Annotated in this window: 23 protein-coding genes, 1 tRNA gene and 1 other annotated feature; of the genes, 20 read left to right on the top strand and 4 right to left on the bottom strand. The window is 60.2% G+C overall.

What is annotated here, in order from left to right:
- Positions 1 to 5: 5 nt before the first annotated feature.
- The 4 genes from ACK4HJ_RS06480 to ACK4HJ_RS06465 all read right to left on the bottom strand — a co-directional run bounded on the left by ACK4HJ_RS06480 (position 6) and on the right by ACK4HJ_RS06465 (position 2,931).
- Positions 6 to 770: a PilX N-terminal domain-containing pilus assembly protein gene (locus tag ACK4HJ_RS06480; protein WP_409829265.1), complete on the bottom strand. Its 765-nt coding sequence runs from the start codon at positions 768 to 770 to the stop codon at positions 6 to 8.
- 2 nt (positions 771 to 772) lie between these two features.
- Positions 773 to 1,594, bottom strand: a complete 822-nt coding sequence (locus ACK4HJ_RS06475) for a PilW family protein (RefSeq protein ID WP_409828934.1) — start codon at positions 1,592 to 1,594, stop codon at positions 773 to 775.
- 93 nt (positions 1,595 to 1,687) lie between these two features.
- Positions 1,688 to 2,320, bottom strand: a complete 633-nt coding sequence (gene pilV / locus ACK4HJ_RS06470; RefSeq protein ID WP_409828931.1) for a type IV pilus modification protein PilV — start codon at positions 2,318 to 2,320, stop codon at positions 1,688 to 1,690.
- Positions 2,321 to 2,355: 35 nt separating this feature from the next.
- On the bottom strand, positions 2,356 to 2,931 hold the full coding sequence (locus ACK4HJ_RS06465) for a GspH/FimT family pseudopilin (RefSeq protein WP_409828928.1): 576 nt from the start codon (positions 2,929 to 2,931) through the stop codon (positions 2,356 to 2,358).
- 175 nt (positions 2,932 to 3,106) lie between these two features.
- On the opposite strand from ACK4HJ_RS06465, the gene ACK4HJ_RS06460 reads away from it, so the two are divergent.
- The 20 genes from ACK4HJ_RS06460 to ACK4HJ_RS06365 all read left to right on the top strand — a co-directional run bounded on the left by ACK4HJ_RS06460 (position 3,107) and on the right by ACK4HJ_RS06365 (position 23,526).
- Positions 3,107 to 4,338, top strand: a protein-coding gene (locus ACK4HJ_RS06460; RefSeq protein WP_409828926.1) for an IS3 family transposase whose coding sequence is annotated in 2 segments (ribosomal slippage) — positions 3,107 to 3,395 and positions 3,395 to 4,338 — 1,233 coding nt in all. Because the reading frame shifts where the segments join, the coding sequence is not laid out codon by codon here.
- Positions 3,385 to 3,501 (top strand) — a sequence feature (AL1L pseudoknot). Its footprint overlaps the gene before it by 117 nt.
- Positions 4,339 to 5,274: 936 nt before the next feature.
- Positions 5,275 to 5,541, top strand: a complete 267-nt coding sequence (gene rpsO, locus ACK4HJ_RS06455) for a 30S ribosomal protein S15 (protein WP_005793232.1) — start codon at positions 5,275 to 5,277, stop codon at positions 5,539 to 5,541.
- Positions 5,542 to 5,745: 204 nt separating this feature from the next.
- Positions 5,746 to 8,007: a polyribonucleotide nucleotidyltransferase gene (pnp, locus tag ACK4HJ_RS06450; protein ID WP_409828923.1), complete on the top strand. Its 2,262-nt coding sequence runs from the start codon at positions 5,746 to 5,748 to the stop codon at positions 8,005 to 8,007.
- A 103-nt stretch (positions 8,008 to 8,110) separates the two neighbouring features.
- Positions 8,111 to 9,097, top strand: coding sequence for an NAD(P)H-quinone oxidoreductase (locus ACK4HJ_RS06445; RefSeq protein WP_409829263.1), 987 nt, complete (start codon positions 8,111 to 8,113; stop codon positions 9,095 to 9,097).
- Positions 9,098 to 9,104: 7 nt separating this feature from the next.
- The gene (gene tpiA, locus ACK4HJ_RS06440; RefSeq protein ID WP_409828921.1) at positions 9,105 to 9,857 is read left to right on the top strand and encodes a triose-phosphate isomerase; all 753 of its coding nucleotides are present in this window, start codon (positions 9,105 to 9,107) and stop codon (positions 9,855 to 9,857) included.
- A 42-nt stretch (positions 9,858 to 9,899) separates the two neighbouring features.
- On the top strand, positions 9,900 to 10,265 hold the full coding sequence (gene secG / locus ACK4HJ_RS06435) for a preprotein translocase subunit SecG (RefSeq protein ID WP_409828919.1): 366 nt from the start codon (positions 9,900 to 9,902) through the stop codon (positions 10,263 to 10,265).
- Positions 10,266 to 10,379: 114 nt separating this feature from the next.
- Positions 10,380 to 10,464, top strand: a tRNA-Leu gene (locus ACK4HJ_RS06430).
- A gap of 73 nt (positions 10,465 to 10,537) precedes the next feature.
- Entirely contained in the window at positions 10,538 to 10,897 is a 360-nt protein-coding gene (locus ACK4HJ_RS06425; RefSeq protein WP_409828916.1) for an NADH-quinone oxidoreductase subunit A, read from the top strand.
- A 27-nt stretch (positions 10,898 to 10,924) separates the two neighbouring features.
- Positions 10,925 to 11,404 (top strand): NuoB/complex I 20 kDa subunit family protein, encoded by a 480-nt coding sequence (locus ACK4HJ_RS06420; protein ID WP_007849129.1) that lies wholly within the window; start codon positions 10,925 to 10,927, stop codon positions 11,402 to 11,404.
- Positions 11,405 to 11,413: 9 nt separating this feature from the next.
- Complete coding sequence (locus ACK4HJ_RS06415; RefSeq protein WP_409828913.1) at positions 11,414 to 12,022, top strand: NADH-quinone oxidoreductase subunit C; 609 nt, start codon at positions 11,414 to 11,416, stop codon at positions 12,020 to 12,022.
- Between the two features lie 27 nt (positions 12,023 to 12,049).
- On the top strand, positions 12,050 to 13,303 hold the full coding sequence (locus ACK4HJ_RS06410) for an NADH-quinone oxidoreductase subunit D (RefSeq protein ID WP_409828910.1): 1,254 nt from the start codon (positions 12,050 to 12,052) through the stop codon (positions 13,301 to 13,303).
- A complete protein-coding gene (gene nuoE, locus ACK4HJ_RS06405; RefSeq protein WP_409828907.1) occupies positions 13,300 to 13,815 on the top strand; it encodes an NADH-quinone oxidoreductase subunit NuoE in 516 nt (171 codons plus the stop codon). Before ACK4HJ_RS06410 ends, nuoE begins: the two co-directional genes overlap by 4 nt.
- Positions 13,812 to 15,170 carry an NADH-quinone oxidoreductase subunit NuoF gene (gene nuoF / locus ACK4HJ_RS06400; protein WP_409828903.1) on the top strand — a complete coding sequence of 453 codons (1,359 nt, stop codon included), beginning with the start codon at positions 13,812 to 13,814 and terminating at the stop codon, positions 15,168 to 15,170. The genes nuoE and nuoF overlap by 4 nt, the downstream gene beginning before the upstream one ends.
- A gap of 15 nt (positions 15,171 to 15,185) precedes the next feature.
- A complete protein-coding gene (gene nuoG, locus ACK4HJ_RS06395; protein WP_409828901.1) occupies positions 15,186 to 17,327 on the top strand; it encodes an NADH-quinone oxidoreductase subunit NuoG in 2,142 nt (713 codons plus the stop codon).
- A complete protein-coding gene (nuoH, locus tag ACK4HJ_RS06390; RefSeq protein WP_409828898.1) occupies positions 17,324 to 18,406 on the top strand; it encodes an NADH-quinone oxidoreductase subunit NuoH in 1,083 nt (360 codons plus the stop codon). The genes nuoG and nuoH overlap by 4 nt, the downstream gene beginning before the upstream one ends.
- A gap of 15 nt (positions 18,407 to 18,421) precedes the next feature.
- Positions 18,422 to 18,934, top strand: coding sequence for an NADH-quinone oxidoreductase subunit NuoI (gene nuoI / locus ACK4HJ_RS06385; RefSeq protein ID WP_409828895.1), 513 nt, complete (start codon positions 18,422 to 18,424; stop codon positions 18,932 to 18,934).
- A gap of 49 nt (positions 18,935 to 18,983) precedes the next feature.
- Entirely contained in the window at positions 18,984 to 19,652 is a 669-nt protein-coding gene (locus tag ACK4HJ_RS06380; RefSeq protein ID WP_409828892.1) for an NADH-quinone oxidoreductase subunit J, read from the top strand.
- A complete protein-coding gene (gene nuoK / locus ACK4HJ_RS06375) occupies positions 19,649 to 19,957 on the top strand; it encodes an NADH-quinone oxidoreductase subunit NuoK (RefSeq protein WP_005793248.1) in 309 nt (102 codons plus the stop codon). Before ACK4HJ_RS06380 ends, nuoK begins: the two co-directional genes overlap by 4 nt.
- A 31-nt stretch (positions 19,958 to 19,988) precedes the next feature.
- Positions 19,989 to 22,037, top strand: a complete 2,049-nt coding sequence (gene nuoL, locus ACK4HJ_RS06370) for an NADH-quinone oxidoreductase subunit L (RefSeq protein ID WP_409828888.1) — start codon at positions 19,989 to 19,991, stop codon at positions 22,035 to 22,037.
- Positions 22,038 to 22,050: 13 nt separating this feature from the next.
- Positions 22,051 to 23,526 (top strand): NADH-quinone oxidoreductase subunit M, encoded by a 1,476-nt coding sequence (locus ACK4HJ_RS06365; protein WP_409828885.1) that lies wholly within the window; start codon positions 22,051 to 22,053, stop codon positions 23,524 to 23,526.
- Positions 23,527 to 23,547: the final 21 nt, after the last annotated feature.

Here is a 23,547-nt window from a genome sequence, read left to right as displayed (position 1 = left end):
CTCCATCAATTCTTGAGTTTTTGGCGAACAAAGGTAGATTGCAGAACAACCTGCGTCCCGGGACGCAAGCCTCTGGCGATGGCTGTGATGCGAAAGGCCACATTCGGCTTAAGGTTCAACGCAAGATTGGTACTGCCATTGGTGATGAGTCCCGTATTGCCCGCAGTGGCGTCGTACGGCATTACCTCCACCCAATACCAGCCACCTTGTCCTGCCGTGGTGTTTTTGAGAATGCTATGGCTGGCTTTGCTGCCCACCACCCCGACCTCAGCGCCTGTAAACTGCCCGTATCTCGCGCCTACGTTATTGGCAATCATTGCGTTGAGCGTGGTGGTGTCGGTCCAAAAGTCTTGGTTGCCTGTGCGTTTGAGGCACATCCCGCTGAGGCACTTCGTTGGTTGCGCATCAAGCGTGGCAAACAGCGTGGCGAGGTCTTGGTCTTCTTCTGGATACCAGACGAGAGTTGTAGCGTCTGGCTCGCGACAAATACTGGGCTTCGCTGCAACGGGTGTGCAAGCACTGCCGTCGGGTTTGACCCTGCGGATGTCGAGTTCCGCGTCCTGCATCAGCGCTTGTGCTGCCTCAAATGCTCGCTGGTAATCGGCATCGTTGCCAACAATGAGTTCATTGAACAATGAGGTCCGTGCTGCCCACAGCGATAGCAGTGTGGACAGCAACACGATGACAATCACGACAAATAGAGAGATACCGCGCTGCCGTACTCGCGGCGAGGCCATGGGTTGAATTGAAGGGGGGGCTTGATCGTACATGGTCATCCTGCCAGTCCTTGGCTGCGTAGCTGGTACACGTTGCGAAACACCATGTGCAGACGCCCGCCAAAAGCTGTCGCGTTTCCATTGCAATTGATGTAAGTGCTTCCTGCGGGAACATCTACGCGTTCATCGCTCATAAGATCCAGGCACACCTCGACCCCGAACACTTGTGACCAGTCCGCTGCTGCAGTTGCAGCATTGACTGATCGAATTTGCGGCATTCCGGTCAGTGCGCTCGTCTGAATCAGGTAGTTGACTGTGAACCCACTCACGTTACGGATAACGGCCTGCGAAACATTGTCACTTCCTGCACAACGTAGTTCATTGGCAGTTAATACGAACTGACTTCGGACAATTGTTGCTGATGGCTGTGCACCCAAACAATCCCGAAAAAATGAAACAGGGAGCGCCGAATTAAAGCTGGGTTCCGTGTAGTTTTGGTAGCCCACAGAGAGCTTGAATTCACCTGCGCCAGGACTATCGAGGCCGCTGACAGTTTGCGTAAGGGTGTCAAACGTTGTTTCAAACGCCACGACATCTGCAGGGTCGATTGGCTGGCTGTCATCCTTGTTCGACGCCAAGTCGAGCCGGATGGACCCTGCTTGACGCAACTGCTGTCCGATGACCCGGAAAGCGTATGCCGCCTGTTGCTGTATCTGGCTGGCGTCACTGACAGTACCGGAAACGCCACGGGACACCATCAAGGCGCCTACCGCTACTGCGATTGTCATCAAACCAATCGTGATTCCGACCAGCAGCTCGATCAGTGTGGCTCCACGGTGTTTGCGAGTGCTCACGATGAGGGGCACCGTGCCGGCCATAAGGGTAGGGCGTATGCGTGTCATATTAATTTGCGATGGGAGACTGGTGCGGAGGGGGTGAGCTGGGTGAACGGCCACTAAAGTTCTTCCAGCTCACGTGAACTCGCCGCGAGCGAGTGGGCAAAAAACCAGCGGTGTGGCAGCTCCAGAGAGGTTGTAGGTAGCGCAACGGGCAGTCAGTTGGATATATTGCAGGTGACAAATTCGATTAGCTGGACATGTGACCCCCGCAGCGCCCGTGCTGTCGGGAGTGAAAACCGGTGCCAAGTCCGCGTTCCGCTCGTTTTCGCGCCAACTAATCATGACGCCCAGTTGTCGCCGATTGTTCGCATCAGTCTCATCAGCCACCGTAAAAACAACTGCGTCGCCCAGCGGAAGTGTGTTCTGCACCGTCGTCTTCCAGCGTGACAACTCAGCGCGAGCGAAATCTTCTGCGGTGCAGCCTGCAGAACAGTTAGGAATGGCGCCACTAACTGGGCCCAGGCCCGTAGTCAGGTTGTTGACGACAGTCGCACCGAGGCCATTGGGGTTGAGCTTGATACGTTCGCTGAGATCTTCGATCAGTCGAATGGCCTGCGCGCGCCGTACTCCCGTCTGCGTGTCCGCGAGCGTTCGCATCTGAACACCCAAGATGCCCAGAATCCCGAGGGCCATAACGACGATAGCAACAAGCGACTCAATCAGGCTGAAGCCGCGCTGGCGTAGAGGTGCTTGTGATGAAAACATGCTGATGGTCCTCAAATTGGCAAAGAAGGTTTCCGTTAGGCGCAAGTGGCGGTGTTCTTTTCCACGCGCACTCGGCCTCCGGACGACATGCAAAGGGCGGATGCATGTCGAGAAGATACTCCTGCGGGTTTGGGGTTGATTGCGAAACTGGCTGCGCCCAAGCTGTTAGGTTGACCCCATCGATTCACCCTGAAGAACGCACCGCCGCCAATGTTCACAACATTCATGTTGTTTAGTACAGGGAAGGTTTGAAGGATGACATCCGCGCCATTCAACGTGCCACTGTTGTCTGCGTCTGTGAACACTATCCACCCGCAATCCCAGTCGTCGTTGTCGCCAGTGGTGCAGTTGCGCCTGACAGAAACGTTACCCCCGCGTTTGATAGCTTCTGACCTGGCAAAGTAGATAGTGCTGGTCATCTCCTCTACGGCTTGGCGCACGCGGTAACCCTCGACCATGTCGCGAAAACTTGGAGCAGCGAGGGATGCCAATACCGCCACAATGGCAACGACTACCATGAGTTCAATCATCGTGAACCCATCTTGGCAAGCACAAAATTGTCGCGCAGAAGCCGCCGTTTGAGGCTGTTGGTCAGTTCTATGGTGATTCATACATTCATCCTAGATTCGTACATAGCTCTCTTGGCAAGTCGGGAGATGGGTGGCGTTTTCCTGTCGACAAACGGCGCGGTTTCGGTTGGCTAGGTATGACTTTCCTCTAAAAACTGGATTTCTCTGAATCGCCCTGGTTTTTTGAGGAGGCTCAACACTCTGAAAGGATTGAGCCATGAAGAAGACGAACAAGTTCTCACCCGAGGTGCGTGAGCGCGCAGTGAGGATGGTGCAGGAGCAGCGCGGGGAGTACCCATCCCTGTGGGCCGCCATCGAGTCCATTGCCCCCAAGATTGGTTGCGTGCCACAGACGTTGAACGAATGGGTCAAGCGCACCGAAGTTGATGCAGGCAAGCGCGAAGGTGTCACCACAGCCGAAGCACAGCGGGTCAAGGAGTTGGAGCGCGAGGTCAAGGAACTGTGCCGGGCCAACGAGATATTGAAGCTGGCCAGCGCGTTTTTCGCCCAGGCGGAGCTCGACCGCCGCCTGAAGTCTTGAGGACCTTCATCGACCAGCATCGCAATGCTTTCGGGGTCGAGCCGCTCTGCAAGGTTCTGCAGGTTGCCCCGTCGGCGTATCGACGTCATGCCGCGCTGCTGCGCCAGCCCCACAAGCGCTGCGCCCGTGCCAAACGCGACGAGTTGCTGATGCCGCAGATTCAACGCGTCTGGCAGGCCAACATGCAGGTCTACGGCGCCGACAAGGTGTGGCGGCAACTGGCGCGCGAAGGCGTGACCGTAGCTCGCTGTACTGTCGAGCGTCTGATGCGTAGCATGGGACTGCGTGGTGTGATGCGCGGCAAGGCCGTACGAACCACCGTCAGTGATGGCCAAGCACCATGTCCATTGGACCGGGTCAACCGGCAGTTCCGGGCCGAGAGGCCGAACCAGTTGTGGGTGAGTGACTTCACTTACGTTTCGACTTGGCAAGGCTGGCTGTACGTAGCCTTCGTCATCGACGTGTTTGCCAGGCGCATCGTTGGGTGGCGGGTGAGCAGTTCAATGCGCACGGACTTTGTTCTCGACGCCCTGGAGCAAGCCCTCTATGCCCGTCAGCCTGAGCGCGATGGCAGTTTGGTTTGTCACTCCGATAGAGGCTCGCAATACGTCAGCATTCGCTACACCGAGCGACTGGCGGAAGCGGGCATCGAGCCTTCGGTGGGCAGCAAGGGCGACAGCTACGACAACGCCCTGGCCGAAACCATCAACGGCCTGTATAAGGCCGAACTGATTCACCGCCGGGCGCCATGGAAAACCAAGGAAGCAGTCGAGTTCGCCACGCTCGAATGGGTATCGTGGTTCAACCACCATCGCCTGCTCGAACCCATCGGGTACATCCCGCCAGCTGAGGCTGAGGCAAACTACTACCGGCAACTCGCCAGTCAGGCCACTGCGGAAGTGGGCTGACTTAAACCAAACAGCCTCCGCAGAAACCGGAGCGATTCACAAGAGCTTCGCGCCGCCTTCGCCAGCCAAGAAGCTTTGGAGCACGGCAAACGGTAACTTCGATTTGTAATTCTTCATGGGAAACCCCTTGAAGTTTGTCCAACTTCTGTGTGCAGTTCAAATCGGGGCGATTCGATCTGGTAGCGATGCCGAAACGCGGAGGCGCTTCGCACTGTCGATTCCAAGCCCTGGGCAATGCTGTGGTAGCGCTTGAAAAATCAACTCACCGCGTGTAGCCGCGGCAGGCTCCGGCGTTGTGCATGCCTTTGCACTCCCGGTGCATTCGCCGGTCGCGTTGTGCGGGAGTCTCTTCTGATGAACTGCGTTGGTAAGTGACCTTGTTCACAGTTTTTTTTCTGACGTCGGATTGGGGTGTGGCTGTTGTTCTCTTCGTGTTGGCGTTGTTGGCTCCTGCGGCTACAGCTAAATCGGAGCCTGCGAGGAGACATAGGCCCAGTGCTGAAACGGCGAAAACCTTTAACAGGTGCGTGTCGGGAAATGTCGGAGTCTCGCTCCCGATGTTTGCATTGGAGCTTGGAGTCGATTGCATGGAATCTCTTTTTGGATGGTTTGTGTCGGCATCTCTGCGTTGCGGTATGGAAAAGTGCTCCGCGATGTGCCGTGTGGTAGGTCCGGGTGGGTTCGGTGGGCCAGGGAGGTAGTCACGGACCGTCAGTTATCTTGCCGTTGCAAAAAGCGGGTGAATGACCTTCTGGTCGTCTAGAGTAAGAATGTGGGTGCGACTTGCGTCCGTGTAGAAGTCTGCAAATGGCCTTATGGGGTTATAATACGAACGTTTTGCGCTTTGCAATACGCACGCAAGCATCCATTCCAGCAGCTTGCGCAAGTGAAACTTATCCCGCGACGCGTTGCGCGTGGGTCATTCAAGGAAAATTAATGATCGCCTCCTCCATCAAGGCCGAAGTCGTAAAGGCCAACGCCCGTGCTGCCAATGACACTGGCAGCCCAGAAGTGCAAGTGGCACTGCTGACCGCCCGCATCAACGAACTCACGCCTCACTTCAAGACGCATGCCAAGGATCACCATGGTCGTCGTGGCCTGCTGCGTATGGTGAGCCGTCGTCGCAAGCTGCTCGACTACCTGAAGGCCAAGGACGCCGACCGTTACACCGCGCTGATCGCCAAGCTGGGTCTGCGCAAGTAATTGCAAACGCACGCAAAAACGCCTGGGTTAGTCCGCTAGCTCAGGCGTTTTTTGCTTCGGAGCCGCAAAACAGAGCGAAGCTGTGTCATTCCAATGCTGCAAGTTTGATAGCGCCAAGCGCAGCATTGGAATGGCATCGTGTTCTGAATTGCTCTCCAAGCTTATCTGGTAGGGCGCTACCAGCTATCAAATAAGGAGCTGAACATGAGCATTTTTAACAAGGCCACCAAGTCTTTCCAATGGGGTGACAAGACCGTTGTCATGGAGACAGGCGAGATCGCCCGCCAGGCGACCGGCGCTGTGCTGGTCAACATCGATGACACCGTCGTGCTGGCTACGGTGGTGGCGTCCAAGTCGGCCAAGCCAGGCCAGGATTTCTTCCCGCTGACGGTGGATTACATCGAGAAGACTTATGCGGCAGGCAAGATTCCCGGCAGCTTCTTCAAGCGCGAAGCCAAGCCCAGTGAGCACGAAACGTTGACCAGCCGCCTGATCGACCGCCCGATTCGTCCGCTCTTCCCTGAAGGCTTTTTCAACGAAGTGCATGTGGTGATCCACACCGTGTCGCTGAATCCTGAAGTGGATGCTGACATCGCCGCCATGATCGCCACCAGCGCTGCGTTGGCTGTTTCGGGCATTCCGTTTAATGGTCCCATCGGCGCTGCGCGCGTGGGGTACATCAACGGCGAATACGTTCTCAATCCCGGTCAGACGGCGCGCAAGAACTCGCAGATGGACCTGGTGGTTGCGGGCACCGAGTCTGCAGTGCTGATGGTCGAGTCGGAGGCGCAGCAACTCTCCGAAGAAATCATGCTCGGCGCCGTCGTGTTTGGCCACGAGCAGGGCAATGTGGCGATCAACGCCATTCACGAACTGGTGCGTGATGCGGGCAAGCCTATGTGGCAGTGGGAGGCTCCCGCCAAGGATGAAGCCTTGATCGCCAAGGTGAAGTCCGTTGCAGAAGACAAGCTGCGCGCCGCCTACCAGATCCGCAACAAGCAAAGCCGTACACAAGCCTGCCGCGAAGCGTACGCCTCTGTGATGGAATCCCTCAAGGCCGACGGCGTGGAGTTCGACTCCGTCAAGGTCGAAGGCATGCTGTTTGACATCGAAGCCAGCATCGTGCGCAGCCAGATTCTGGCTGGCGAACCCCGCATTGATGGCCGCGACACGCGCACCGTGCGCCCCATCGAAATCCGCAACAGCGTGCTGCCCCGCACCCACGGCTCAGCCCTGTTCACGCGTGGCGAAACCCAGGCGCTGGTTGTGACCACGCTGGGCACCGAGCGTGATGCACAGCGCATCGACGCGCTGGCCGGCGAGTACGAAGACCGCTTCATGATGCACTACAACATGCCTCCCTTCGCCACCGGCGAAGTGGGCCGCATGGGCTCGACCAAACGCCGCGAAATCGGCCACGGCCGTCTGGCCAAGCGTGCTCTGGTGGCTGTGCTGCCGACGAAGGAAGAATTCCCCTACACCATGCGTGTGGTGTCGGAAATCACCGAATCCAACGGCTCCTCGTCGATGGCCTCGGTGTGTGGCGGCTGCCTCTCGCTGATGGATGCCGGCGTGCCCATGAAGGCGCACGTGGCCGGTATTGCCATGGGCCTGATCAAGGATGCCAACCGTTTCGCCGTGCTGACCGACATACTGGGTGACGAAGATCACCTGGGCGACATGGACTTCAAGGTGGCGGGTACCACGGGCGGTATCACGGCCCTGCAGATGGACATCAAGATCCAGGGCATCACCAAAGAAATCATGCAGGTGGCACTGGCCCAGGCCAAGGAAGCGCGCATGCACATCCTGGGCAAGATGCAAGAGGCCATGGGCGAAGCCAAGAACGAAGTGTCGAACTTCGCACCCAAGCTGTACACCATGAAGATCAACCCCGAGAAGATCCGTGACGTGATCGGCAAGGGCGGCGCGGTGATCCGCGCGCTGACCGAAGAAACCGGCTGCCAGATCAACATTGAGGAAGACGGCACCATCACCATCGCCGCCACCGATGCAGCCAAAGCCGATGAAGCCAAACGCCGCATCGAGCAGATCACCGCAGAAGTCGAGATCGGCAAGATCTACGAAGGCCCGGTGACCAAGATCCTGGACTTCGGCGCCTTGATCAACCTGCTTCCCGGCAAGGATGGTCTGTTGCACATCAGCCAGATCGCCCACGAGCGCGTCGAGAAGGTGTCTGACTATCTGACCGAAGGCCAGATCGTGAAGGTCAAGGTCATGGAAACCGACGAAAAGGGTCGCATCAAGCTGTCGATGAAGGTGTTGGCAGATCGCCCCGCCGGCGGCAGCGACCGTCCTGCGCCTGCAGAGCGCGGTGACCGCGAACCCCGCCGTGACCAGGGTCGCGATGGCGGCCGGGAAGGTGGCCGTCCTTCGGCAGAGCAACAGCAGCAACAGCAGCAGTCCTCGGGTGCCGATGGCTCTGCCGAGCAGTTGACGGGCTGACCCGCTTCAAGTTTATAGTTGCTATTGATTTTGTAGCTTCTAGCGCTTGAAAATAAAGCGCTAGAGGCCAAAATCATTCAAATTCAAACCCATGAACCAAACCATGCAAGCCGTCGCCATCACGTCCTTTGGCGGGCCCGATGTGCTGGCATTGGCGGACCGCGCTAAGCCGCAGCCGGCCGCGGGTGAGTTGCTGATCCGTGTCGCCGCAAGCGGCATCAACAGGCCTGACGTGCTGCAGCGGCTGGGGCACTACGCGCCGCCGCCGGGTACCTCCGACTTGCCTGGGCTGGAGGTGGCCGGTGTCGTGGAATCGGGTGATGCCGAGGTCCTGGCGCGTGCTGGCATTCAGTTGGGTGATCGCGTCTGCGCTCTGGTTGCGGGCGGGGGGTATGCACAGTGGTGTGTGGCGCCCGTTGAGCAATGCCTCCCGGTGCCAGCCGGGTTCAGTGACATCGAAGCTGCTTCTCTGCCTGAAACGTTCTTCACGGTGTGGAGTAACGTGTTTGACCGCGGGTGTCTGCAGAGCGGCGAAACCTTGCTGGTGCAAGGCGGCACCAGCGGGATTGGCGTGACGGCCATACAGTTGGCGCGCGCGTTTGGCGCCACCGTGATCGCTACTGCGGGTAGCGACGAGAAGTGCGCCGCATGTGTGCGACTAGGGGCGCACCACGCCATCAACTACAAGTCGCAAGATTTTGTGGCCGAGGCCAAGCGCATCACCGAAGGACGGGGCGTCGACGTGGTGCTGGACATGGTCGCGGGTGACTACGTCGCCCGCGAGGTGGAATGTGTGGCCGAAGATGGTCGCATCGTCATCATCGCCGTGCAGGGGGGGGTAAAGAGCGAGTTCAACGCCGGTTTGGTGTTGCGGCGTCGGCTCACCATCACAGGCTCCACACTGCGGCCACGGCCTGTGTCGTTCAAGGGCGCCATTGCGCGGTCGCTGCGTGATCGTGTGTGGCCCTTGCTGGCGGCGGGCACGGTCCGCCCGGTCATCCACAGCACGTTTGCGGCCGCAGATGCGTCCAAGGCCCACGCCCTGATGGAATCCAACCAACATATCGGCAAGATTGTTTTGACCTGGTGACCCGACAATGAGCAGCAGCAAGAAAAAACTCATCGCAGGCAACTGGAAGATGAATGGCAGCCTGGCTGCCAACGAAGCCTTGGTAAAAGCCCTTGTGGCGGGTGTGGGCGAACCGGCTTGCGATGTCGCAGTGGCCGTGCCTTCGCCGTACCTTGCGCAGATTCAGGCGCTCACTGCCGACTCGGGGGTGGCGGTGGCTGCGCAGGATGTGTCTCAGCACGATGCTGGTGCCTACACCGGAGAAATCTCGGCGGCCATGCTGAAGGATTTTGGTGTGCGCTATGTGCTGGTAGGCCACTCTGAGCGGCGTCAGTACCACGGCGAATCCGACGCCGTCGTTGCGGAAAAAACCCAACGCGCGCTGGCTGCGGGTGTCACGCCCATCGTGTGCGTGGGCGAGACCCTGCAAGAGCGTGAGGCAGGTCAGACGGAGGCGGTTGTCAAGCGCCAGTTGGCCGCAGTTATCCACGTCAACGGCCATTGCATCAGCGAAGTGGTGGTGGCGTATGAGCCTGTGTGGGCGATCGGCACCGGGCGCACGGCGACCCCCGAGCAAGCCCAAGCCGTGCATGCGGTGTTGCGCGCCCAGCTGGCTGCGGCCAGTGAGCATGCTGACCGCATCCGCTTGCTCTACGGTGGCAGCATGAACGCGGCCAATGCAGCGCAGCTGCTGGCGCAGCCAGATATTGATGGTGGGCTTGTGGGCGGTGCGTCGCTCAAGGCGCCCGACTTTTTACAGATCATTGCGGCGGCCGGTTGAGGCCGCTTCCCAACCAGTTAGACAATCAGGAGTGAACAGAGAATGAATGCGATCGTGAATGTGGTCTTGGCTGTGCAGATGTTGACGGCCCTCGGGATGATTGGCCTGATCCTCATCCAGCATGGCAAGGGTGCCGACATGGGTGCGGCCTTCGGCAGTGGCAGTTCGGGTAGCTTGTTCGGTGCCAGTGGCAGCGCCAACTTCCTCTCGCGCACCACTGCTGTGCTGGCCTTTGTGTTCTTTGCGGCCACGCTGACGCTGGCGTATTTTGGCAACTCGCGCCCCGCTAGCACTGGCAGTGTGCTGGAGGCTCCGACTGCTGCGGTGCCTGCTGCGGGTGCAGCGTCGGATGCTGCCGTATCACCTGCTGTGCCTGCATCGGGCGCAGCGCAGATCCCGACCAAATAATCTGCGCAAAATTGCGCAGCGTAAGCTGTTACAGGGTTTTTCCGGGGTAGAATCCGGGATTGTCTGGAAAGCCAAAACCGCAAGGTTCCTCATGCCATCCAGATGCAACAACCAGCCGTCGTGGTGAAATTGGTAGACACGCTATCTTGAGGGGGTAGTGGCGAAAGCTGTGCGAGTTCGAGTCTCGCCGACGGCACCAAAACAAAGGCTCCCCCACATGACCCGCTGCGGTTCATGTTGGGCAGGGCCACAGCGGTGAGCACATCCTCAAGATGAACCTCGATCAGTACCTCCCCGTCCTTTTGTTCATCTTGGTTGGCATCGCCGTCGGCGTTGTCCCCCTGGTTCTGGGTTATGTCCTGGGCCCCAACCGTCCGGATGACGCAAAAAATTCCCCCTACGAGTGCGGCTTCGAAGCCTTCGAAGATGCGCGCATGAAGTTCGATGTGCGCTACTACCTCGTCGCCATCCTCTTCATTCTGTTTGACCTCGAAATCGCCTTCCTCTTCCCGTGGGCTGTCACGCTGCACGAAGTAGGCATGGCCGGTTTTGTGGCTGTGGTGATTTTCCTGGCCATCCTCGTCGTGGGCTTTGCCTACGAGTGGAAAAAGGGCGCCCTCGACTGGGAATGAGCGCGGGCTCCAACAAGGACTGATGCAATGATTGAAGGCGTGATGAAGGAAGGCTTCATCACCACGAGCTACGACTCCGTGGTGAACTGGGCCAAAACAGGCTCGCTGTGGCCCATGACGTTCGGTCTGGCCTGCTGCGCGGTCGAAATGATGCACGCGGCCGCTGCCCGTTACGACATCGGCCGCTTTGGCGCCGAGGTGTTTCGTGCAAGCCCCCGCCAGTCTGATCTGATGATCGTGGCGGGTACCTTGTGCAACAAGATGGCTCCGGCCTTGCGCAAGGTGTACGACCAGATGTCCGAGCCCCGCTGGGTGCTGTCCATGGGTTCGTGTGCCAACGGCGGTGGTTACTACCACTACAGCTATTCCGTGGTGCGTGGTTGCGACCGCATTGTGCCCGTGGATGTGTATGTGCCTGGCTGCCCTCCCACGGCGGAAGCGCTGATCTACGGCATCATCCAGCTGCAGCAGAAGATCCGCCGCACCAACACCATTGCGCGCGTCTGAGGAGGGGTGATGACGTCTGTAGCCATCCATCCTGAAAAGATCAAAGACACCGTCGCTGCGGTGCTCGGCGATAAGGTTCGCAAGATTCATGTCGCACTGGACGAGGTCACCGTGGTGATCTCTGCGGCAGATTACCTGGCCGCCATGCGCCTGCTGCGCGACACGCCGGGCTGTCAGTTCGAGCAGCTCGTCGACCTCTGTGGAGTCGACTACTCTGCATATGCCGACGAAGTGAACGAGGGGCCGCGCTACTGCGTGGTGTCGCACCTGCTTTCCGTGAGCCTGAACCAGCGCTTGCGCGTGAAGGTGTTCTGCACGGACGACGACTTTCCCGTCGTTGCCTCGGTGTCCGACCTGTGGAACTCGGCCAACTGGTACGAGCGTGAGGCGTTCGACCTGTTTGGCATCGTGTTCGACGGCCACAACGACCTGCGCCGCATCCTGACCGACTACGGTTTCATCGGCCACCCCTTCCGGAAGGATTTTCCGCTGTCCGGTCACGTTGAGATGCGCTACGACACGGAACAACGCCGCGTGGTCTATGAGCCCGTGTCGATCGAACCGCGCGAGATCACTCCGCGCATCATCCGCGAAGACAAGTACGGAGGCCTGCACTGAGGCGCTGTGCGCCCCATGTGACTCACCATGGCTGAAATCAAGAACTATTCACTGAACTTTGGGCCGCAGCACCCGGCAGCACACGGCGTGCTGCGCTTGGTGCTGGAGCTGGACGGTGAGGTCGTGCAGCGTGCCGACCCACACATCGGTCTGCTGCACCGCGCCACCGAAAAGCTGGCCGAGCACAAGACCTACATCCAGTCACTGCCCTACATGGACCGCTTGGACTACGTGTCCATGATGTCCAACGAGCACGCCTACTGCCTGGCCATCGAAAAGCTCCTGGGCCTGGAAGTGCCTCTGCGCGCGCAGTACATCCGTGTGATGTTTGCCGAGATCACCCGCCTGCTCAACCACCTGATGTGGCTGGGCTCGCATGGCAACGACTGTGGCAGCTCCACCATCCTGATCTACACCTTCCGTGAGCGCGAAGACCTGTTCGATATGTACGAGGCCGTCTCCGGCGCGCGCATGCACGCGGCGTACTTCCGTCCCGGTGGCGTGTACCGCGACCTGCCGGACAGCATGCCGCAGTACAAGGTCAGCAAGATCAAGAACGCCAAGGCATTGGAAGCGCTGAACCAGAACCGCCAGGGCTCGCTGCTGGACTTCATCGACGACTTCACGAGGCGTTTCCCTGGCTGCGTGGACGAGTACGAAACGCTGTTGACCGACAACCGCATCTGGAAGCAGCGCACCGTGGGCATCGGTGTGGTGCCACCCGAGCGTGCGCTCAATCTGGGCATGACCGGCCCCATGATCCGTGGCTCTGGCATTGCGTGGGATCTGCGCAAGACGCAGCCCTACGACGTGTACGACCGCGTGGACTTCGACATCCCCGTGGGCAAGACCGGCGACTGCTATGACCGCTACCTGGTGCGCGTGCAGGAAATGCGCGAGTCCAACCGCATCATCAAGCAGTGCGTGGACTGGCTGCGCGCCAATCCGGGTCCTGTCATCACCGATAACCACAAGGTGGCGGCGCCCGCGCGCGAGTCCATGAAGTCCAACATGGAAGAGCTGATCCACCACTTCAAGCTCTTCACCGAGGGTTTCCATGTTCCCGAAGGCGAAGCCTATGCGGCGGTCGAGCACCCGAAGGGCGAGTTCGGCATTTACCTCGTGAGCGATGGCGCCAACAAGCCTTACCGCCTGAAGATCCGCGCGCCGGGTTTTGCGCACCTGGCCACGCTCGATGAAATGGCCCGCGGCCACATGATCGCCGACGCCGTGGCCATCATCGGCACCATGGATATCGTCTTCGGAGAGATCGACCGATGAGCAGCAGCATCACCAACACCAAGATCACCGAGGCCACACTGGCGCGCTTCGCTCGCGAAGTGGCCAAGTACCCGCCCGAGCAGGCGCAGTCCGCCGTGATGGCCTGCTTGTCCATCGTGCAGCAGGAGCAGGGTTGGGTCAGCGCTGAGAGCGAGGCCGTGATTGCCGACTACCTGGGCATGGCCCAGATCGCGGTGCATGAAGTCACCACGTTCTACAACATGTACAACCAGCAGCCGACGGGCAAGTACAAGCTCAACGTCTGCACCAACCTGCCTTGCCAGTTGCGCGACGGCCAGAAGGCACTGCATCACCTGGAGAAGAAGCTTGGCGTGGCCATGGGCGAGACCACGGCCGACGGCCTGTTCACGCTGCAGCAGTGCGAATGTTTGGGCGCTTGCGCCGATGCACCCGTGATGCTGGTCAACGACCGCACCATGTGCAGCTTCATGGACAACGACAAGCTCGACCAGTTGGTGGACGGCCTGCGCGCTGCAGAAGGGCAAGCATGACCACCGCCGCACAAATCCTCTCGCAGTTCCAGGCTACCGGCGTCCAGACCTGCTTCCACGACCGCCACATCAACCCGCAGATCTATGCGGGCCTGGATGGTACAAATTGGAGCATCAAGGGCTACGAAGCGCGCGGCGGCTATGCCGCACTGCGCAAGATCCTGGGCACCGACGGCGGCGAGCCGCTGACGCAGGACCAGGTCATCGCCACCGTCAAGGAATCGGGCCTGCGTGGCCGCGGCGGAGCGGGCTTCCCCACCGGTCTTAAGTGGAGCTTCATGCCCCGCTCGTTCCCTGGTCAGAAGTACTTGGTGTGTAACTCCGATGAAGGCGAGCCGGGCACATGCAAGGACCGTGACATCCTGCAGTTCAACCCCCACATCGTCATCGAAGGCATGATCATCGCGGCTTACGCGATGGGCATCTCCGTGGGCTACAACTACATCCACGGCGAAATCTTCCAGACCTACGAACGCTTCGAAGAGGCCCTCGAAGAAGCACGCGCGGCGGGCTACCTGGGTGACAAGATCCTGGGCAGCAACTTCAGCTTTCAGCTGCATGCAGCGCACGGCTTCGGCGCTTACATCTGTGGTGAAGAAACCGCGCTCCTTGAGTCGCTGGAAGGCAAGAAGGGCCAGCCGCGCTTCAAGCCGCCATTTCCCGCGAGCTTCGGCCTCTACGGCAAGCCCACCACCATCAACAACACGGAGACATTCGCTGCCGTGCCGTGGATCATCCGCAACGGTGGGCAGGCCTACCTGGAATGCGGTAAACCCAACAACGGCGGCACCAAGATTTTCTCAGTCTCCGGTGACGTGGAGAAGCCTGGCAACTACGAAGTACCGCTGGGTACCCCGTTTGCCAAGCTGCTTGAACTGGCCGGTGGCGTTCGCAAGGGTCGCCAACTCAAGGCAGTGATCCCCGGTGGTTCGTCCGCACCGGTACTGCCTGCGTCGATCATCATGGAATGCACGATGGATTACGACTCCATCGCCAAGGCCGGCTCCATGCTGGGCTCGGGCGCCGTTATCGTGATGGACGACTCCCGCAGCATGGTCGAAAGCCTGCTGCGTCTGTCCTATTTCTACTCGCACGAGTCCTGCGGCCAGTGCACTCCCTGCCGCGAGGGCACGGGCTGGATGTGGCGTGTGATCGACCGGATCCAGCACGGCCAAGGGCGCGATGGCGACTTGGACCTGCTGAACTCGGTGGCAGACAACATCCAGGGCCGCACCATCTGCGCGCTGGGTGACGCAGCGGCCATGCCGGTGCGCGCCATGATCAAGCACTTCCGTCCGGAATTCGAAGCACTGATCCGCAACGAGAAGTCCCCTCAGGCTTCCGCCTCCGCCTGATCGCGAGAAACGCATATGGTTGAAATCGAACTCGACGGGCAGAAAGTAGAAGTCGCCGAAGGCTGCATGGTGATGCATGCAGCCGAGAAGGCCGGCACCTACATCCCCCATTTCTGTTATCACAAGAAGCTCTCCATCGCCGCCAACTGCCGCATGTGCCTGGTGGACGTGGAGAAGGCTCCCAAGCCCATGCCTGCGTGCGCCACTCCGGTGACGCAGGGCATGATCGTGCGCACCAAGAGCGACAAGGCCATCAAGGCCCAGCAGTCGGTCATGGAATTCCTGCTCATCAACCACCCGCTGGATTGCCCTATCTGCGACCAGGGCGGTGAGTGCCAGTTGCAGGACCTGGCCGTGGGCTACGGCGGCTCTTCCTCGCGCTACGAAGAAGAAAAGCGCGTGGTCTTCCACAAGGACGTGGGCCCGCTGATCTCCATGGAAGAGATGAGCCGCTGCATCCATTGCACCCGCTGCGTGCGCTTCGGCCAGGAAGTGGCCGGCGTGATGGAACTGGGCATGATCCACCGCGGCGAGCATTCCGAGATCACCACCGTGGTGGGCGATACCGTGGACTCCGAGCTGTCGGGCAATATGATCGACATCTGCCCCGTGGGCGCGCTCACGAGCAAGCCTTTCCGATACAGCGCCCGCACCTGGGAACTGTCCCGCCGCCGCTCGGTCAGCCCGCACGACTCCACCGGCGCCAACCTCATCGTCCAGGTCAAGAACCACAAGGTCATGCGGGTCGTTCCGTTCGAGAACGAAGCCGTGAACGAATGCTGGATCGCGGACCGCGACCGCTTCTCGTACGAATCGCTCAACAGCGACCAGCGCCTGACCCAGCCCATGCTCAAGCAGGGCGGTGTCTGGAAGGAAGTCGACTGGCAGACTGCGCTGGAATACGTTGCCAACGGTCTCAAGAACATCAAGAACGACCACGGGGCCAACAGCGTCGGCGCCTTGGTCAGTCCGCACAGCACGCTCGAAGAGCTGTACCTGGCTTCCGCGCTGGTGCGCGGCCTGGGCAGCGACAGCATCGACTACCGCCTGCGCAACGCCGAATTCGCCACCTACGAAGGCGCCCGCTGGCTGGGCACGTCCATCGCCTCGCTGTCCACGCTGCAGCGCGTGCTGGTCGTGGGTTCCAATCTGCGCAAGGACCATCCGTTGTTCGCCCAGCGCATCCGCCAAGCGGCGCGCCATGGCTGCCAAGTCAGCGTGGTCGATTCGGCCTTGGCCGACTGGGCCATGCCTGTTCAGCACTCGCTGCTGCAAGGCGCTGGCCACTGGGTGCAGACCCTGGGCAGCATTGCAGCCGCCGTGGCACAGGAAAAGGGCGTGGCCGCACCCGCAAATGCCGGCGAAGCCAATGAAGCTGCGCTCGCCATCGCCCGCTCGCTGCTGGGCGGCGAACGCAAGGCCGTGCTGCTGGGCAATGCCGCTGCACACCATGCGCAAGCCACACAACTGCTGGCCTTGGCCAACTGGATCGGCGAGCAGACCGGCGCCACGGTCGGGTACCTCACCGAAGCCGCCAACACCGTGGGCGCCCAGTTCGCTGGCGCACGCCCGGTGGGCAATGGCTTGAATGCTGGCCAGATGCTGGCCGGTGGCCTCAAGGCCGTGCTACTGCTGAACACCGAACCCGTCTTTGACGCTGCCAATGGTGCCCAGGCGGCTGCCGCCATCGGCCAGGCCCAGATGGTCGTGACCATGAGCCCGTTCAAGGCCAATATGGACATCAGTGATGTGCTGTTGCCCATCGCGCCGTTCACCGAAACCTCCGGCAGCTTCGTCAACGCCGAAGGCCGACTGCAAAGTTTCCATGCCGTGGTGCGTCCGCTGGGCGACACCCGTCCCGCCTGGAAGGTGCTGCGCGTGCTGGCCAATGTGCTCGGCGTGCCGGGTTTTGACTTTGAGACCTCGCAGGACGTCCTGGCCCGCGCTACCAACGCACCCGCAGGCAGCCTCACGCACCTGCCTGCGGACCAGCTGTCCAATGCCGTGGCACAAGCTCCTGCGGCTGATGGCACAACGCGCCCAGCGGGTGAGCCAGTGGTGGCCAGCATTTATCAACTGGACGGCCTGGTGCGCCGTGCCACGTCGCTGCAACTGACAGCCGACGCGCGTTTGGCTCGTGAAGGAGTGGCCGCATGATCGACGCGATCTACAACGCGGGCCTCAACCTGCTTTCCTTTGGCTGGTGGACCGGCATCGTCTGGCCGGTGCTCTGGATCCTGATCAAGATCGTCTGCATTCTGGCTCCCCTGATGGGCGCAGTGGCGTACCTCACGCTGTGGGAGCGCAAGCTGCTGGGCTTCATGCAGGTGCGTCACGGTCCGAACCGCGTCGGCCCCATGGGCTTGCTGCAGCCCATCGCCGACGCGCTCAAGCTGCTGACCAAGGAAATCATCCAGCCGACAGCCGCCAGCAAGGGTTTGTTCGTGCTCGGCCCCGTCATGGCCATCATGCCGGCGCTGGCCGCGTGGGTGGCGATTCCGTTTGGGCCCGATGTGGCACTGGCCAACATCAATGCCGGCCTGTTGCTGGTGATGGCGATCACCTCCATCGAGGTGTACGGCGTGATCATCGCTGGCTGGGCGTCGAACTCCAAGTACGCCTTCCTGGGTGCACTGCGCGCGTCCGCACAGATGGTGAGTTACGAAATCGCCATGGGCTTCTGCTTCCTGGTGGTGATCATGGTGTCGGGCAGCATGAACCTGACCGAAATAGTGATGGGGCAGGGGCGTGGCATGGCTGCCGACAAGGGCCTGACCTTCCTGTCCTGGAACTGGCTGCCGCTGCTTCCCATCTTCCTGGTGTACCTGATCTCCGGCGTGGCCGAAACCAACCGCCATCCCTTCGACGTGGTGGAAGGCGAAGCCGAAATCGTGGCCGGCCACATGGTCGAGTACTCCGGCATGGGCTTTGCCATCTTCTTCTTGGCCGAATACGCCAGCATGTGGCTGGTGTCCATTCTGGCGGCGCTCATGTTCCTGGGGGGCTGGCTGTCACCCATCGACAGCGCGTTCTTCAACTGGATCCCAGGTTGGATCTGGTTGGGCATCAAGACTTTCCTGGTGGTGTCCATGTTCATCTGGATCCGGGCGACGTTCCCCCGGTTCCGATATGACCAAATCATGCGTCTGGGCTGGAAGATCTTCATCCCGGTCACGCTGGTGTATTTGCTGTTTGTGGGCGGGTGGTTGCTCTCGCCTTGGAATATCTGGAAATAAGCGGGGACAACACGTATGACTGCTACTGTTGCTGCTGCACCTTTCTCTATCAAAGACTTCCTCAAGAGCTTCATGCTCGTGGAGCTGGTCAAGGGCATGGCCCTCACGGGCCGCTACGCGTTTCGCCGCAAGGTGACCGTGCAGTTTCCTGAAGAGAAGACGCCTTTGTCGCCGCGTTTCCGCGGTCTGCATGCCTTGCGCCGCTACGACAACGGTGAAGAGCGCTGCATTGCCTGCAAGCTGTGTGAGGCCGTGTGCCCGGCCATGGCCATCACCATCGAGTCGGATGTGCGAGCCGACGGCTCGCGCCGCACCACACGCTACGACATCGACCTGACCAAATGCATCTTCTGCGGCTTCTGTGAAGAAAGCTGCCCGGTGGACTCGATCGTGGAAACCCACATCTTTGAGTACCACGGCGAGAAACGTGGCGATCTGTATTTCACGAAGGACATGCTCCTGGCCGTGGGGGACCGGTACGAAGGTGAAATCGCGGCAGCCAAGGCGGCAGACGCCAAGTACCGCTGAGCGGTGCTGACGCGGCCTTATTGCCAGACTTTCTATAAAGACCCGATTCATGGACGCCAAGACCGGTTTCTTCTACCTTTTCTCGGTTGTGCTGCTGTTCGCAGCCTTCCGGGTCATCACCGCCCGTAACCCCGTGCATGCGGTGCTGTACCTCATCCTCGCGTTCTCGCAGGCCTCCGCCGTGTGGTTGCTGCTCAAAGCCGAGTTCCTGGCCATCGCACTGGTGTTGGTCTATCTGGGCGCGGTGATGGTTCTGTTCCTTTTCGTGGTGATGATGCTGGACATCCACATCGACTCCGTGCGCAAGGGTTTCTGGAAGCACTTTCCCCTGGCCGCCACGGTGGGCGCGCTCATTGCCCTTGAAATGGCTGCTGTGCTGATGGGGGGCTTCCGCGGCATGGACGAGCCCAAGGCCCTTGCCACCGCGGTGGATGCTGCTGGCCAGGTGATCTCGTACTCCAATACCAAGGCACTGGGCAAGTTGCTCTACACCGAGTACCTCTACCCGGTGGAAATTGCTGCCGTGATCCTTCTGGTAGCCATGATTGCCGCGATTGCGCTCACGCTGCGCGAGCGCAAGGACAGCAAGGCCATCAATCCTTCTGAGCAAATTCGGGTGCGCGCCAGCGATCGCCTGGAAGTGGTGAAGGTGGCCGCAACCCAGAAGGCCGTGGCCGAGGCGCCTGCCGAAGCTGCTGCCGAGGAGAAAAAAGCATGACGCTGACTTTGGGCCACTTTCTCTCGTTGGGCGCGATGCTGTTCGCGCTGGCGGTGATCGGCATCTTCCTGAACCGCAAGAACCTGATCGTGCTGCTCATGGCCATCGAGCTGATGCTGCTGGCGGTCAACATGAACTTCGTGGCCTTCTCCCACTACCTGGGTGACATGCACGGCCAGGTGTTCGTGTTCTTCATCCTGACCGTGGCGGCTGCCGAATCGGCCATCGGCCTGGCCATCCTGGTGCTGCTGTTCCGCAACAAGTCCAGCATCAACGCGGAAGACCTCAACACCCTCAAGGGTTGATGGCTCACCGGTATTCGCAAGGTTCTCAAGAATGAGTCAAACCCTCTCTGCTTCAACGCTCCTGGCCGTGCCTCTGGCCCCGCTGGCGGGCGCTCTGCTGGCCGGCATCTTTGGTACGACCTTCGGCGGCAACTGGATCGGCCGACGCCTGTCCCATACCCTGACCATCCTCGGCGTGCTGGTGGCCTTTGTGCTGTCGGCCATGACGCTCAAGAGCGTGGCGCTGGATGGTGCCCGTTTCAACGAGACCCTCTACACCTGGATGGTGGTGGGCGGGCTCAAGATGGAGGTCGGCTTCCTGGTGGATAGCCTCACAGCCATGATGATGGTGGTGGTCACCTTTGTGTCACTCATGGTGCACATCTACACCATCGGCTACATGGAAGAAGACGAAGGCTACAACCGCTTCTTTGCCTACATCTCGCTGTTCACGTTCTCCATGCTCATGCTGGTCATGAGCAACAACCTGCTCCAGCTGTTCTTCGGCTGGGAGGCCGTGGGCCTGGTGTCTTACTTGCTGATCGGCTTCTGGTTCAATAAGCCTTCCGCCATCTTCGCCAACATGAAGGCGTTCCTGGTCAACCGCGTGGGCGACTTTGGCTTCATTCTGGGCATTGGCCTGATTGCCGCCTATGCCGGCACGCTCAACTACGGCGAAGTGTTTGCCAAGTCGGGCGAGCTGGGTGGGCTGGCCTTCCCAGGCACCGACTGGATGCTGATCACCGTGATCTGCATCTGCCTGTTCATCGGCGCCATGGGCAAGTCCGCGCAGTTTCCACTGCACGTGTGGCTGCCCGATTCGATGGAAGGCCCGACTCCCATCTCGGCGCTGATCCACGCGGCCACGATGGTGACGGCCGGTATCTTCATGGTCGCGCGCATGTCGCCCCTGTTCGAGCTGTCTGACACGGCACTGAATTTCATCCTCGTCATCGGCGCCATCACCGCGCTGTTCATGGGTTTCCTCGGCATCATTCAGAACGATATCAAGCGTGTGGTGGCATATTCCACCTTGTCGCAACTGGGTTACATGACTGTGGCGCTGGGCGCTTCGGCGTATTCGGTGGCTGTGTTCCACCTCATGACCCACGCGTTCTTCAAGGCGCTGCTGTTCCTGGGCGCAGGCTCCGTCATCATGGGCATGCACCACAACCAGGACATCCGGTGGATGGGTGGCGTGCGCAAGTACATGCCCATCACCTGGATCACCTCGCTGCTGGGCTCGCTGGCGCTGATCGGCACACCGCTGTTCTCGGGCTTCTATTCCAAGGACAGCATCATCGAAGCCGTGCACTTCAGCCAGCTGCCCGCGGCGGGTTTCGCGCACTTTGCCGTGCTGGCAGGCGTGTTCATCACGGCGTTCTACTCGTTCCGCATGTATTTCCTGGTCTTCCACGGCAAGGAGCGCTACGACCAGAACCCCGATGCACACCATCATGATGACCACCACGGCCATGACGACCACCACGGGCACGATGCCAAGCCGCATGAGTCTCCCTGGGTGGTGACGGTGCCGCTGGTGCTGCTGGCCATTCCCTCGGTGGTGGTGGGCTTCATGTTCATCCAGCCCATGCTGTTCGGCGACTTCTTCAAGGACGTGATCTTTGTGGACGCGGCCAAGCATCCCGCCATGGCCAAGCTGGCCGAGATCTTCCATGGCCCCGTTGGCATGGCGGTGCATGGTCTGCAGACCGCGCCGTTCTGGCTGGCGCTGGCTGGTGTGGCGGCTTCGTACTACATGTACATGGTGAATCCCGCGTTGCCTGCGGCGATCAAGACGCGCGTGCAGCCCATCTACACGCTGCTGGAAAACAAGTACTACCTCGACTGGATCAACGAGAACATTCTGGCGCGCGGCGCGCGTGCGCTGGGTGTGGGCCTGTGGAAGGGCGGCGACCAGGCCATCATCGACGGCGGGCTGGTGAACGGCTCCTGGAAGGTCGTGCGTGGAGTGTCCGGCGTTGTGCGCTGGATCCAGTCCGGTTTCATCTTCCACTATGCGCTGGTCATGATTCTGGGTGTGTTCGCGCTGATGACCTGGTTTGTCTGGGGCGACGTCTTCATGCAGCTCATCAAATAAGGAAAACAACAAAATGGGTCTGTTGAGTCTTGCAATCTGGGTGCCGATTGCCTTTGGCGCACTGCTGCTCGCCGTGGGGCGGGACGAGCATGCCCGTGCCGTGCGATGGCTGGCGCTGGTGGGCGCACTGATCGGCTTCCTGGTTACCTTGCCGCTGTACGACGGTTTCCAAACCGGCACGGCCGCCATGCAGTTCGTCGAAAAGGCGGCGTGGATCGAGCGCTTCAACGTGCACTACCACCTGGGTGTGGACGGCATTTCGTTCTGGTTCGTACCGCTCACGGCGTTCATTACCGTGATCGTGGTGATCGCGTCGTGGGAATCCATTACCGAGCGCGTGAACCAGTACATGGGCGCGTTCCTGATCCTGTCGGGACTGATGATCGGCGTGTTCAGCGCGCTCGATGGCATCCTGTTCTACGTGTTCTTTGAAGCCACGTTGATCCCGATGTACCTCATCATCGGTATCTGGGGCGGGCCCAACAAGATTTACGCGGCGTTCAAGTTCTTCCTGTACACGCTGCTCGGCTCGCTGTTGATGCTGATCGCGCTGATCTACCTGTACAACCAGTCCGGCGGCAGCTTCGACATTGCCACCTGGCACCAGTTGCCCCTGAGCCGCACCGCGCAGACCGCCTTGTTCTTCGCATTCTTCGCCGCCTTTGCCGTAAAGGTGCCGATGTGGCCGGTGCACACCTGGCTGCCCGACGTGCACGTGGAAGCGCCCACTGGCGGCTCCGCCGTGCTGGCGGCGATCATGCTCAAGCTCGGCGCCTACGGCTTCCTGCGCTTTTCAATGCCCATCGCTCCCGATGCCTCGCGTGAATGGGCCTGGCTCATGATCGCTCTGTCGCTCATCGCCGTGATCTACGTGGGCCTGGTGGCCATGGTGCAGAAGGACATGAAGAAGCTGGTGGCTTATTCGTCCGTGGCGCACATGGGCTTCGTCACGCTGGGCTTCTTCATCTTCAACGACCTGGGCGTTGCAGGCGGCTTGGTGCAAATGATTGCCCACGGTTTCGTCTCGGGTGCCATGTTCCTGTCCATCGGCGTGCTGTACGACCGCGTGCACTCCCGCGAGATCGCAGCCTATGGCGGCGTGGTCAACACCATGCCCAACTTCACCGCCTTTGCGCTGCTGTTTGCCATGGCCAACTGCGGCCTGCCGGGCACTGCAGGTTTTGTGGGCGAGTGGATGGTGATCCTGGGCGCCGTCAAGGCCAACTTCTGGATCGGCCTGGCGTCGGCCACCGCGCTGATCTTTGGCGCTGCCTACACGCTGTGGATGTTCAAGCGCGTGTACCTGGGGCCTGTGGCCAACGACAACGTCAAGGGTCTGACCGATATCGACAGCCGTGAATTCCTGGTCTTGGCCGTGTTGGCCATTGCCGTGCTGGCCATGGGTCTGTATCCACGTCCGTTCACAGATGTGATGGACGCTTCGGTGGCAGAGCTGCTCAAGCACGTCGCGTTGTCCAAGCTGAATTGACACGACCCGACCAGACTGAAC

Origin of the sequence: Acidovorax sp. (assembly GCF_046294525.1) — a bacterium.
In the GTDB taxonomy this organism is placed as follows: Bacteria; Pseudomonadota; Gammaproteobacteria; order Burkholderiales; family Burkholderiaceae_C; genus Acidovorax.
The sequence above is the reverse complement of the archived record's forward strand: the minus strand, read 5'-3'. Positions and strand labels throughout refer to the sequence as shown.